Source organism: Pseudomonas sp. AU11447 (genome assembly GCF_001672555.2).
Lineage (GTDB): Bacteria > Pseudomonadota > Gammaproteobacteria > Pseudomonadales > Pseudomonadaceae > Pseudomonas > Pseudomonas nitroreducens.
Genome location: NZ_LZDG02000048.1, coordinates 13,493 through 25,401, shown reverse-complemented (window position 1 = coordinate 25,401; position 11,909 = coordinate 13,493). Strand labels below are relative to the sequence as shown.

Genomic DNA, 11,909 nt, shown 5'->3' with positions numbered 1-11,909 from the left:
CCGTATCGTCCTGAGTGAACAACAAGAACCCTCAGGAGGTATTCCCGTGACCGCACTGAACCTGCATCCCCAGGCCGCCGCTTCCCTGGCCAGCTGGCACCAGATGGTGGCTGCCAAGAACCTGTCCAACCTGCCGCAACTGCTGGCGCCCAACGCGGTGTTCCGCTCGCCCATGGCGCACACGCCCTACCCCGGCGCCCCGGTGGTCTCGACCATCCTCAACACCGTGCTGCAGGTGTTCGAGGACTTCACCTACCACCGCGAACTCGCCAGCGGCGACGGCCTGAACGTCGTGCTGGAATTCAGCGCCACCGTCAGCGGCAAGGAGCTCAAGGGCATCGACATGATCCGCTTCGACGAAGCCGGCAAGATCGTCGAGTTCGAGGTCATGGTCCGCCCGCTCAGTGGCCTGCAGGCCCTGGGCGAGGAAATGGGCCGGCGCCTGGCACCCTACCTGGCGGCAGCCAAAGCGCAGGCCGCGAAAGCCTGACGGACGGATTGCCGGCCACGGGGATTTCTGCTGGGATGAGCCCATCACCCGTTTCAAGGAAATCCCCATGGCCTCCTATGAGGAACTGTTCGCCATCGGCGAAGGCTTCGACGCCTTCGTCGCCCACGGCCTGCCCGACGAGATCGCTGGCGTCCGCAAGGTCCAGCAGCAACTGGCCAAGCCCGGTTCGATCAGCGCCGAAACCCTGCGCCGCATCCAAGCCGTCGAGGGCCGCTATCGCCTGCTGATCGCCGGCGAGATGTGGTGCCCGGACTGCCAGATCAACGTCACCGTGATGGACCATCTGCAGCGCCTGCAACCCCGTGTGGAGCTGGCCGTGATCACCAAGGGCCGCGCCGAGGACGATCTGCGCGAGCGCATGGCGCTGGACCGTATCCTGATTCCTGTGGTGCTGGTGCTTGATGGAAATTTCCAGCCAGTGGGGCGCTTCATCGAACGGCCGCTGGAGGTGGTGGCGGGAGGCGACGCGCTGAAGCCGGCTTACCGTGCGGGCGAGTATCTGGAGAGCACGCTGCGCGACCTGCTCGATCTGTTTGAAAAAGCCGAAGGCCGCGCCTGACCCCCTGCTTGCAGATAGGTAGGGCGGATAACCTGGAACAGGTTATCCGCCGGCACTTTGCGGCGGATAACGCTGGCGCGTTATCCGCCCTACGGAGCTGCCGGAAAGGCAATCGTAGGATGGGTGGAGCGAAGCGATACCCATCAACGGAGTTGCCGGCCAATCGATGGGTATCGCTTCGCTCCACGCCATCCTACAAAGGCACCGAAGGCCTGTAAGCCGAAAGCAAGAAAAAGCCCCGCAATGCGGGGCTTTTCCGTTCAGGCCAGGCGGCTCACATCGAGTACTTCACCGTGAACATCAGGTTGCGCGGCTCGCCGTAGTTGAGGTTGCCGAAGCTGATGCCGCTGTAATAGTACTTGTCGAAGATGTTGTTGAAGTTGATCCGGGTGTCGATGTTCTCGTTGACCTTGTAGCCAAGCATGGCGTTGGTCACCGTGTAGCCGCCCTGCTGGAAGCCAGTGGTGGTGTCCTCGGTCTGGCTCTGGGTCACCAGGTTGCCGCCGACGCGCCATTGGTGCAGTTCACCCGGCAGGGTGTAGCTGGTGGCGAGCTTGAACAGGTGGCGCGGCTTGCTCGGGTCGAACTGTTTGCCGACGTTATCCTCGTTGCTGTCGTGCTTGTACTTGGCGTCGACGTAGGTGTAGCCGGCCATGGCCTGCCAGTTCTCGGTGATGGCACCGCTGACTTCCATGTCCACGCCCTGGCTGCGCACCTTGCCCGAGGCGCGCGAGCAGTAGATCGAGGTTGGCGAACTGGGGCACGGCGAGGGGCCGCTGGTGTCGTCGGTCGCGCGGTTTTCCTGGTCGATCTGGAAGATCGCGAGCTGGGTATTCAGCGCACCGCCGAAGTGCTCGCCTTTCAGGCCGATCTCGTAGTTCTTGCCGGTGATCGGGTCGAGCAGGCTGCCGCTGGCGTCGAAGTTGCTCTGCGGCTTGAAGATGTCGGTGTAGCTGGCATAGACCGAGTACACGTCGTTCAGGTCGTAGACCACGCCGGCGTAACGGGTGACGTTGCGGGTGACCTTCTGGGTGCCGGTGTCGTTGTGCGGGTCGGCTTCGTACCAGTCCAGGCGCCCGCCGAGGATGACCTTCAGCGGGTCGGCGACGTTCAGGCGGGTGGTGACATAGGCGCCCTTCTGCTCCTGGTCGAGCTTCATGTTCCAGAGGCTCATGTCGATGTTCGGCTTCTGCACCGAGCCCGGGTCCCATTTCGTCGGGTCGAACGGGGTCACTGGCGAGCCATCGTTGTAGGTCAGGTCACCCCAGCCGCCGTGGCCGTCGAAGCGCTCTTCACGGTAGCTGCCGCCGAACACCAGCTCGTGCTCGCGGCCAAAGGCCTGGAACGGGCCGTTGGCGAAGGCGTCGTAGCTCTGGTGGTCGTCGGTGTAGGCGTATTTTCCCGGCCCCATGGTCATGGTCGGGCAGCCTTCGGTGTAGTAGCAGCTGTTGTACAGGCCGAGCATGTCGATGCGCGCCCACAACTTGTCGGCGGCGACCTTCATCTGCCAGCCGTTGTCGAAGCGGTGCACCACGTCGCCGAACAGGTGGGTCGTAGTGGTATCCCAGTAGGACCAGTCGGCGCCGTAGTAATCGGAGCGTTTGAGATCCAGGTGGCGGCCGCCGAGCGGCGCCGGCAGGCCCACCCAGTTGTCGTTCTTGTTGTCGTTCTGGTAGGAAGCGCCCAGGGTCAGGGTGGTGTCCGGGTTCAGGTCGGCTTCGGTGATGCCGTAGAGCACGCCGCGCTCGCCGCTGACCACGTCCTGGAAGCTGTCGCGGGTCTCGTAGGCGGCCACCGCGCGGCCGCGCAGGGTGCCTTCACTGTTCAGCGGGCCGGAGACGTCGACCTGGCTGCGGTAGCGGTCCCAGGTTCCGGCGCTGCCTTCCAGGCTCATGTGGAAGTCCTGGGTCGGGCGCTTGCGCACCATGTTGACGGCAGCCGCCGGGTTGCCGGCGCCCTGCATCAGGCCGGTGGCGCCGCGCACCACTTCGACGCGGTCGAACATTGCCAGGTCGGCGGCGCTGATGACGTCCTGGGTGTAGGTGGAAATACTGGTCGCCAGGCCGTCGTACATGATGTTGTCGACATCGAAGCCGCGCGCCGCGTAGCTCACGCGGGCCGGGCCGTACTGCTGCACGGTCATGCCGGTGACGCCGCGGATCGCGTCGTCGAGGTCCTGCATGTTCTGGTCTTCCATCTGCTGGCGGGTGACCACGCTGACCGACTGCGGCGTCTCGCGGACGGTCATGTTCAGCTTGGTGGAAGTCTGCATCACACCCGTGGTGTAGGAGCCGGTGCCTTCGGTGGTGCCGGGCGCCACGCTGGCGGCACCGACGATTTCGGTCGCGCCCAGGTCGACGCTGTCGTTGCCCGCCGCCTTGCTGCGCACGGTGCCGCTGACCTGCGCGCTGTTGCCGTCGACCGTGCCTTGCAGGCCGCTGTCCGCCAGCAGACGGTCGAGCGCCTCGCCCGGCTCCATGTTGCCCTTGAGTGCCGGCGCGCCAACCTTGGCGACCTGGGCACGATCATAGGAAATCCGCATTCCGCTTGCGGACTGCAATTGCTCCAGGGAAGCGGCCAGGGGCTGCTTGGGCAGGTCGATGGCCACGGGGGCGGCGACCGCGGAGAGAGCAAAGGTGGAGAGACCGAGCAGGAGCGCTCCCGACGCTACGTCTTTCATCTGCTGAAGGATCCTTGGTGCGAGGTTTTGCGCTCTGTCGGCGCAATGACTCGGGTTGGCGAATGCCAGCGTGGTGGGACGCCGGCGGGGAGCCAAAGTGTATGCAGATGTAAATTATCTGTAAATGCGAATTGTTTGTATCTTAAATCGTATCGACAACGCCCTGTCTTCGCCCTATCCGACGCTGCACCATCATGCAAAAACGCTGCGGCTCGGCACGGTGTGGGGGCGGACTCTTTCCGCGATGTCTTCGCCCAACTCGTGGTCGATCAGTGCGCTTGCTCTTCGATCGAGGACAGAGTCCTACACAGGTGACTCTGGGTGCTTGGCAATGCCCTCACCCCAGCCCTCTCCCTCCGGGAGAGGGCTGGGGTGAGGGGAAGTATCGGCACGGATTCACCGGAAGAAGACAGTTGCTCCTACGCACGCGTCTCCAGCATGAACTCGATGAAAGCCCCTACCCGCGACGGCACATGGCGCGCATGGGGGTAGATCAGCAGGAATGGCCGTGTCGTCTGGCCGTAGTCCTTCAGCACTTCCACCAGATCGCCGCGCCTGAGTTCCTCCTCCACGGTGAAGCGATAGGCCTGCATCAGCCCTCCCCCGCACTTAGCCAGGGTGGCGGTGGCCAGGTAGTCCTCCAGCACCGTGAGACTGCCGGACGTCTCGATCTCGACCGGCTTGCCGTCGACCAGGAACGACCAGGGCACGCGCCGCCCGGTACTGGGCAACTCGAACTGGATGCACTCGTGGTGAATCAGTTCCTCCGGCGTCTGCGGTGTACCGGCGCGTGCCAGGTACTCGGGCGTGGCGACGATCACGTTCTCCGCGTCTTCGAGGCGCCGCGCCACCAGGGTGGAATCCGCCGGGTCACGGCCACGGATGGCCAGGTCATAGCCCTCGTTGGCGAAGTCGATATTGCGGTTGCTGACATGCACATCCACCTGCACCTGCGGGAAACGCCGGCGGAACTCGGGCAGCAACGGAAACAGCCGGTAGTGCGCGTAGGGCGTGGGCACGCTGATGCGCAGGCGGCCGGACACGACGCTCTGGCCGCCGCTGACAGCGCGCTCGGCGTCCACTAGTTGGGTCAGCGCCTGGCGGCATTGCTCGAAGTAGTTGCGGCCGTCATCGGTCAGGCGCATCTGCCGCGTGGTGCGCACGAACAGCCGCGCGCCCAGGCGCTCCTCCAGCCGCGCCACCGAGCGGCTGACTGCCGCCGGGGTGATTCCGGCCTCGTTGGCGGCAGCGGTGAAGCTGCCGGTTTCCGCGGCAAGGCAGAACAACTCGATGCTGCCCAGTTGCAGATCGTCGAAGTGGCGCGTCATGGCACGGCTCAATTGATTACATGAAGTATCAATTCAAATGCCATGGGCCTCATTTTTCAAGCAGCGAATGCAGCCTAGATTGGCCTCCAAGACGCGGGCACACCGCCCGCCCCACTCTCGGAGAATCCACCATGAGCAAGACCGTCATCGTCACCGGCGCCTCCAGCGGCCTCGGCTTCGCCATCGCCAGCGCTTACCTGGAACGCGGCTACAACGTGGTCGGCAACGCCCGCACCCAGGCGCGCCTGGAGGAAGCGGCGGCGAAGCTGGGCAACCCGCACAACTTCCTCGCCGTGGCCGGCGACATCGCCCGGCCGGAAACCGCCAGCCGCCTGTTCGCCCAAGCCATCGAAGCCTTCGGCCGGGTGGACATCCTGATCAACAACGCCGGCATCTTCATCCCCAAGCCCGTCATCGATTACACCGAGGAAGAGGTCAACGCCATCGTCGGCACCAACCTGATGGGCTTCTTCTACCCGTCCCAGGCGGCCGCACGGCATATGTCAGCCAATGGTTCCGGGCACATCGTCACCATCACCGCGTCCATCGCCATGCAGCCCAACGTGAAGGTCCCGGCGTTGCTGCCGGTGCTGATCAAGGGCGGCCTGAACAGCGCGGTGCGCGGCCTGGCCCTGGAGCTGGCAGCGTCCCAGGTACAGGTCAACGCCGTGGCGCCGGGGATCATCGAGACGCCGCTGCACGCCAATGACGAAGGCTCCCACACCTTCCTCCGCAGTTTGTCCCCCAGTGGCCAGATCGGCAGCCCGCAGGATATCGTCGACGCCGTGCTCTACCTGACCGACTCGACCTTCGTCAGCGGCACCATCCTCAACGTCGACGGTGGCTCCACCACCGGCGTCTGGTAACTCGTCACTCGAACAACAACGGAGAACCGCAATGCCCTACGTGAACATCCAGGTCACCGACGAAGGCGTCACCGCCGACGAACGCCGCCAGCTCATCGAAGGCGTCACCGAATTGCTCGAACGCGTGCTGCGCAAGCCGCCGTCCACCACCTACGTGGTGATCCAGGAAATCGCCACCGACAGTTGGGGCGTGGGCGGCAAGACCGTCGCCGAGCTGAAGGCCCAGGGCAAGCACGGCAGCAGCTGACCCAGCGGGCACGCCGGGGGCTCGCCAGGGCCTCCGGTGCTTGCCATGCACCAAGCTGGTGCTGATAGGATCGGGAGCCCACCCGCTCCTCTCGACAGCCGAGGCATGGAATGCTCGCCGCCCTCAAGCGTTACCCGCTACAGGTCAACCTGCTGCTCGGCGGCACCTTCCTGCTGACCATGGGCCGGGCCATCACCCTGCCCTACCTGGTGATCTATCTCTCCACCCAGTTCGGCCTGCCGGTCAGTCGCATCGGCCTGATCATGGGTGGCGCATTGTTCGGCGGCTCGCTGCTCAGCCTCTATGGCGGCTTCCTGATCGACCGGATGCCCGGCTTTCGCCTGATCCTCGGCTTCGGCAGCTGCTTCGTCGCCGCCTTCGCCGGCATGCTGCTGACCAGCCAGCTGTGGCTGTTCTTCCTGTTCCTGCTGGGCTTCAACTTCGCCTACTCGGTTACCGACGTGGTGGTGAAGACCATCTTCGGCCGCCTGCTGCCCGCCGGCGAGCAAGGCCGCGCCTTCTCCATCCGCTACACGCTGATCAACCTCGCCTACGCCATCGGCCCCTTCATCGGCGCAGCCCTGGCGCAGTGGCACGCGCATGTTCCCTTCGTCGTCTCCGCAGCCCTGGGCGGCCTGTTCCTGCTGGCCTTCCTGCGCTACGGCGACCGTGGCATGCGCCCGGCGCAAGGGGTGGCGCCGCCGTCCTTCATCGCCGTGATGGGCGTGCTGGCGAAGGACCATCGGCTGATGTCCTTCACCATCGGCGGCGTGCTTACCGCCGTGGTGTTCGGCCAGTTCTCCGCCTACCTGTCCCAGTACCTGGTGGCCACCGGGACGGCGGAGTATGCCTACCAGGTGATCCAGACCCTGCTCGGGGTGAACGCGGTAACGGTGATCGCCCTGCAATACCTGCTGGGTAAGCGCATCGGCAACGAGCACCTGCAGCGCTGGCTGATCGTCGGCCTGGGGTTTTTCGTACTCGGCATCGCCGGCTTCGGCCTGTCCCACAGCCTCTGGCACTGGGGACTGGCGATGGTCGTATTCACCCTGGGCGAGATCATCGTGATCCCGGCCGAGTACATGTTCATCGACCGTATCGCCCCGGCGCACCTGCGCGGCGTGTACTACGGCACGCAGAACCTGGCCAACCTCGGCGGCGCCTTCGGGCCGATCCTGGTGGGCTGCTTCCTGGCGCTGTTCGCCCCGCACTGGGTGTTCGTCATGCTCGGCGCCTTCATTGTCGGCGGCGGGGTGTTCTATGTGATCGGCTCGAATCTGAGCCGACGCAGCCCCAGCGGGTCTTGACCTCAAGTCCACTTGAACCGGGATGCTGGGCTCCCTCGACTCGCTCAAGGAGCCCCGCATGCCCTACTCCCTCGTTACCCTGCTGCACATCGCCGCCATCGGCATCGGCGCCACACTGCTGATGGACGGCTGGAGCATCCTGCGCAAACGCCTGCTGGGCATGCCGTCGCTGGACTATGCGCTGGTCGGCCGCTGGGTCGGCCACATGCCGCGCGGGCAATTCCATCACGCCGCCATCGGCAAGGCCGAGCCGATCGCCGCCGAACGCGCACTGGGCTGGTTCGTGCATTACCTCACCGGCATCCTGTTCGCCGCGCTGCTGATCGGCGCCGCCGGCCGGGGCTGGCTGTGCGCGCCAACGCTGCTGCCCGCGCTGGTGCTCGGCCTGGCCACTGTCCTGCTGCCCTTCCTGCTGATGCAACCGGCGTTCGGCCTGGGTATCGCCGCCGCGAAAACAGCCCATCCCGGCAAAGCTCGCTTCCACAGCGCCCTCACCCACCTGATATTCGGCGCAGGGCTGTACCTGGCCGCGCAGATCGGCCTGCTGTTACCGGCTGCCTGCGCCAACTGAATCGCCGGACTACCCTTGCAGCGAACCTATCGCCGCGCAGGAAGCCAGCGAATGAGCCGAATCCTCATTGCCGATCCACAACCCTTCACCCGTGCCGCCCTGCGCCAGCGGCTGGTCGCGGCCGGGCATGAGGTGGTCGGCGAAACAGGCGACGGCCGCGAAACACTGGCACTGGTGCAGCGCCTGCACCCGGACCTGCTGGTGCTCGACCTGGACCTGCCGCGCCTGGGTGGTGTGGAGCTGCTACGGCGCTTCGGTGGCGCGGCGCCGCGGCAGAAAACGCTGGTGTTCACCAACCTCTCGGGGGCCTATTACCACAGCCTTTGCCTGCAAGCTGGCGCGTCCGGCTTCGTCCACAAGAGCGACCTGCCCGAAGAGTTCGACGAGGCGGTGAGGCTGGTGCTCAGCGGGCGCAAGGTGTTTCCCGCGCGATTACCCGACGTACTGGCCGACAGCGGCGGGCAGAGCATCACGGCGGAGAGCATCACCCCGCGCGAACTGACCGTGCTGAAGTACCTGGCGCAGGGTTATCGGGTCAAGGACATCGCCGAACAACTGGCGATCAGCGATCGAACAGTCAGCACCTACAAGACCCGCCTGCTGGAGAAGACCCAGACCGACTCGCTGATTGACCTGGTGCAGGCCGCCAGGCAGCGCGGCCTGCTGGACGACGGCGTGATTCGCGGCCTAACTGCCGCGCCGAGTACGCCGCCAGGCACGCCGGACGAATTGGTGCAGGTACTGGAGATACTGCCCAACGCCGTCAGCCTGTGGAGCGTCGAAGGCCGGCTGCTGGCCTGCAACCAGCGCTTCGCCGAAATTCACCAGCAGAGCGAAGCACAGTTGCTGGGAGCGGGCATCTTCGAGCAGGGCAAGGTCAACCCGCAGCGGGTCCGGCAGGCACGCCAGGAGTTCCTCAAGGGCGCCGCATCGGGGGAGCACTTCAGCCTGATCGTCGACCTGCAGGACGGGGAAGATCAGCGGATCATCCGCTTCATCGGCGTCCCCATGAAAGAAGCGTCGGGCAAGCTGATCGGCGTGCTCGCCTCCTATGTCGACATTACCGAGCATGAGCGCTACGTCGAGCGCCTGCAGGAGTCCAAGGCCTATCTTGAATCCCTCTATACCAGCCGATCGGGATTCCTGCTGTCCTCTGGCGAGGAGCTGCTCGCCGAAGTCGGGGCGCTCGACGACCTGCTGGCAACCAGCCGCGCCCGGTATCCGCAGGACCCGGAACTGAATCAGTCCTCGGCGCACATGGCCAGGATGCGCGACAAGATCGACGTGCTGCTCGAGCTGGTTCGGCTGGAGCAAGGCAGTGTGCTGACCGTCCCGCAGTCGGAGAATCTCAACAGCCTGACCCGAGACACCTTGCACGCCACCCACCCGCTTACGAGCCTGGTTCCCAGCGCCGAAGAACACTGGGGGTGGATCGATCCGAACCGCTATCGGCAATTGCTCAACGTCCTGCTGAGCTGTTTCGACACTGCCGGTTTGCCGCCGCTGAAGGTGATTGCCGACAGCTCCACGCTGCCCCACGGCGAAGTGGAATGGCGCCTGACGTTCACGGCCGAGCCGCACGCTGATGTGCAGCCGCAGCTGGTCGACCTCAATCGCCAGGCGCGGCTGCGTCTGGCACAGCGACTCTGCCAACTGCTCGGCGGTGAACTATCGGTCGGTAGCGAGACGCAGCAGGAAGTCGCGGGCTTGATCCAGCTCAAGCTTCCCAAGGGAACTCCCCGCTTCTAGTGCCCCCACTACAGCAGTATCAGTCGCCCCCCGATGGGGTGCACGAGTGCCTGGCCCGATGCTTGCGCCGTGGACTACCAGACCCTGCCAGTCTGACCGGCGGTCTCGGCATTCAGAAATCCTTCGATGGTGAGTGCCTCAGCCACGAAGGCATCCTGAGCATCAAGGTGGAATTCTGAACTTCAGCAGCCCGGCCAGCGAGGCGCCATCAAGGCGTCTCGCCACTTCTGTTCACTTTCAATTCGGAGAGCGTCATGCAACACCACGAAAGCAACATTCTGCGCACGGTGCGCACCTCATCCTTCAACAACGAGGTCGCCGCCGAACTGCTCCGCGAGCTGTGCTCCTGCAACGTCACCGACGAACAGGCCCGACGCATCCGCTGCGCCGCCCGCCAACTGCTGCTGGATGCCGACGCGCTCGAATGCGTCTGGCAGGAGCTCAACGGCAAGTCCGACCAGAATTGCCTCGTGAACCATCCTGCGCCGGCAACGCCTTGATCCTGCTCACGGTCACGTTCGCCCCTGCTGGTTCAGGCGTGCAGAAGCAGACTCCGGCAGCGATGGCCATCCGGCCGTGCCATGGTCGCCCTTCCGCCCCGCCACTCAGGCGTGCTGCGCGCCGGCTCGCTTGAGCAACTGCTTGCAGCGCTCGGACAGGTGCACCACGCGCAAATGCTTGCCGGCCTTGGCGTAGCGCTCGCGCAGGGTCATCAGCGCCGCGATGGCCGAGTAGTCGACGAAGCTCAGGTGCGCGCAGTCCAGGGTGACCTGCTGCGGGTCGTTCGCCGGGTCGAACTGGTTGAGGAAGGGCGTGGTGGAGGCAAAGAACAGCGTGCCGTGGACGCGGTAAAGCTTGCTGCCATCCGATTCGTCGTGGATATCCGCGTACAGCTCGCGGGCATGCTTCCAGGCGAAATCCAGTGCCGCCAGGATGATCCCGCAGAACACCGCCATGGCCAGGTCCGTGGCAACAGTGATGGCGGTCACCGCGACGATCACCAGCACATCGCTCAGCGGCACCTTGTTGATCACCCGCAGCGAAGCCCAGGCGAAGGTCTGCTGAGACACCACGAACATCACGCCCACCAGCGCCGCCAGCGGGATGCGCTCGATCAAGGGTGAGAGGAACAGCACGAACAGCAGGATCATCACCCCGGCGACCACGCCCGAAAGCCGGCCACGGCCGCCGGAGCTGAGGTTGATCACCGTCTGGCCGATCATCGCGCAGCCGCCCATGCCGCCAAACAGACCGGAAACGATGTTCGCCCCGCCCAGCGCCACGCACTCGCGGTCCGGGAAGCCACGGGTCTGGGTGATCTCGTCGGTGAGGTTGAGGGTCAGCAGGGTTTCCAGGATGCCGACCATGGCCATCAGGAAGGCATAGGGCGCGATGATCCGGAGGGTTTCCAGGTTCCAGGGGATGTCCGGCAGCGCGAACACCGGCAGGCCGCCGGCGATGTGCGCCATGTCGCCCAGGGTGCGCGTCGGCAGGCCCAGCAGGTAGACCAGCAGGCCAACCCCGAGGATCGCCACCAGCGCCGGCGGTACCGCGCGGGTCAGCTTCGGCAGCAGATAGACCACCGCCATGGTCAGCGCCACCAGGCCCAGCATCACGTAGAGCGGATTACCGCTCAGCCAATGCTCGCCGTCCTTGAAATGCTCCAGTTGCGCCATGGCAATGACAATCGCCAGGCCGTTGACGAAGCCGAGCATCACCGGGTGCGGCACCATGCGTACCAGCTTGCCCAGGCGCAATACGCCGAACAGGATCATCACCACACCACCGAGCAGCACCGTGGCCAGCAGGTACTGCACACCGTGCTGCACCACCAGCGCGACGATCACCACGGCCATCGAGCCCGCGGCGCCGGAGACCATGCCGGGACGGCCGCCGAACAGTGCGGTGAGGGTGCAGAGGATGAAGGCGCCGTACAGCCCCATCAGCGGGTTGAGGTGGGCGACCAGGGCAAAGGCGATGCACTCGGGCACCAGCGCGAAGGACGTGGTGAGTCCGGCCAGGACATCGGCACGCAGGCGGGCGGGTTTCATTTATCTACTCGGAACGGGGACTTCGAAGGGCCGGCAATGG

At 65.1% G+C, this 11,909-nt stretch carries 11 protein-coding genes; 8 read left to right on the top strand and 3 right to left on the bottom strand.

Annotated features, from left to right (window positions below; translation table 11 throughout):
• Nucleotides 1-46: 46 nt before the first annotated feature.
• A complete protein-coding gene (locus A6723_RS17765) occupies nt 47-490 on the top strand; it encodes a nuclear transport factor 2 family protein (protein WP_054909243.1) in 444 nt (147 codons plus the stop codon).
• Nucleotides 491-557: 67 nt separating this feature from the next.
• Complete coding sequence (locus A6723_RS17760; protein WP_054909244.1) at nt 558-1,070, top strand: thioredoxin family protein; 513 nt, start codon at nt 558-560, stop codon at nt 1,068-1,070.
• 274 nt (nt 1,071-1,344) lie between these two features.
• Here the strand turns inward: A6723_RS17760 and A6723_RS17755 are convergent, their stop codons facing one another.
• Together A6723_RS17755 and A6723_RS17750 are read right to left on the bottom strand one after the other, a co-directional pair.
• Entirely contained in the window at nt 1,345-3,750 is a 2,406-nt protein-coding gene (locus A6723_RS17755; RefSeq protein ID WP_054909245.1) for a TonB-dependent siderophore receptor, read from the bottom strand.
• 419 nt (nt 3,751-4,169) lie between these two features.
• The gene (locus A6723_RS17750) at nt 4,170-5,078 is read right to left on the bottom strand and encodes a LysR family transcriptional regulator (protein ID WP_054909246.1); all 909 of its coding nucleotides are present in this window, start codon (nt 5,076-5,078) and stop codon (nt 4,170-4,172) included.
• 131 nt (nt 5,079-5,209) lie between these two features.
• Between A6723_RS17750 and A6723_RS17745 the strand changes: the two genes are divergently transcribed.
• The 6 genes from A6723_RS17745 to A6723_RS17720 all read left to right on the top strand — a co-directional run bounded on the left by A6723_RS17745 (nt 5,210) and on the right by A6723_RS17720 (nt 10,318).
• Nucleotides 5,210-5,944: an SDR family NAD(P)-dependent oxidoreductase gene (locus A6723_RS17745; protein WP_054909247.1), complete on the top strand. Its 735-nt coding sequence runs from the start codon at nt 5,210-5,212 to the stop codon at nt 5,942-5,944.
• Between the two features lie 31 nt (nt 5,945-5,975).
• Nucleotides 5,976-6,191 (top strand): 4-oxalocrotonate tautomerase family protein, encoded by a 216-nt coding sequence (locus A6723_RS17740; protein ID WP_045207268.1) that lies wholly within the window; start codon nt 5,976-5,978, stop codon nt 6,189-6,191.
• A gap of 110 nt (nt 6,192-6,301) precedes the next feature.
• Nucleotides 6,302-7,498, top strand: coding sequence for an MFS transporter (locus A6723_RS17735; RefSeq protein ID WP_054909248.1), 1,197 nt, complete (start codon nt 6,302-6,304; stop codon nt 7,496-7,498).
• A 58-nt stretch (nt 7,499-7,556) separates the two neighbouring features.
• Nucleotides 7,557-8,069 (top strand): DUF2938 domain-containing protein, encoded by a 513-nt coding sequence (locus A6723_RS17730; RefSeq protein ID WP_054909283.1) that lies wholly within the window; start codon nt 7,557-7,559, stop codon nt 8,067-8,069.
• A gap of 51 nt (nt 8,070-8,120) precedes the next feature.
• A complete protein-coding gene (locus A6723_RS17725) occupies nt 8,121-9,818 on the top strand; it encodes a response regulator (protein WP_054909249.1) in 1,698 nt (565 codons plus the stop codon).
• A gap of 254 nt (nt 9,819-10,072) precedes the next feature.
• Nucleotides 10,073-10,318, top strand: a complete 246-nt coding sequence (locus A6723_RS17720) for a hypothetical protein (protein WP_054909250.1) — start codon at nt 10,073-10,075, stop codon at nt 10,316-10,318.
• A 105-nt stretch (nt 10,319-10,423) separates the two neighbouring features.
• On the opposite strand, the gene A6723_RS17715 is transcribed toward A6723_RS17720, so the two are convergent.
• Nucleotides 10,424-11,869: a SulP family inorganic anion transporter gene (locus A6723_RS17715; RefSeq protein ID WP_054909251.1), complete on the bottom strand. Its 1,446-nt coding sequence runs from the start codon at nt 11,867-11,869 to the stop codon at nt 10,424-10,426.
• Nucleotides 11,870-11,909: the final 40 nt, after the last annotated feature.

Excerpts from the sequence above, each read along its gene's own strand:
- A6723_RS17745 (WP_054909247.1), top strand. The coding sequence starts at position 5,210 with ATGAGCAAGACCGTCATCGTCACCGGCGCCTCCAGCGGCCTCGGCTTC.
- A6723_RS17715 (WP_054909251.1), bottom strand. The coding sequence starts at position 11,869 with ATGAAACCCGCCCGCCTGCGTGCCGATGTCCTGGCCGGACTCACCACG.
- A6723_RS17755 (WP_054909245.1), bottom strand. The coding sequence starts at position 3,750 with ATGAAAGACGTAGCGTCGGGAGCGCTCCTGCTCGGTCTCTCCACCTTT.
- A6723_RS17735 (WP_054909248.1), top strand. The coding sequence starts at position 6,302 with ATGCTCGCCGCCCTCAAGCGTTACCCGCTACAGGTCAACCTGCTGCTC.
- A6723_RS17750 (WP_054909246.1), bottom strand. The coding sequence starts at position 5,078 with ATGACGCGCCACTTCGACGATCTGCAACTGGGCAGCATCGAGTTGTTC.
- A6723_RS17725 (WP_054909249.1), top strand. The coding sequence starts at position 8,121 with ATGAGCCGAATCCTCATTGCCGATCCACAACCCTTCACCCGTGCCGCC.
- A6723_RS17740 (WP_045207268.1), top strand. The coding sequence starts at position 5,976 with ATGCCCTACGTGAACATCCAGGTCACCGACGAAGGCGTCACCGCCGAC.
- A6723_RS17720 (WP_054909250.1), top strand. The coding sequence starts at position 10,073 with ATGCAACACCACGAAAGCAACATTCTGCGCACGGTGCGCACCTCATCC.
- A6723_RS17730 (WP_054909283.1), top strand. The coding sequence starts at position 7,557 with ATGCCCTACTCCCTCGTTACCCTGCTGCACATCGCCGCCATCGGCATC.
- A6723_RS17760 (WP_054909244.1), top strand. The coding sequence starts at position 558 with ATGGCCTCCTATGAGGAACTGTTCGCCATCGGCGAAGGCTTCGACGCC.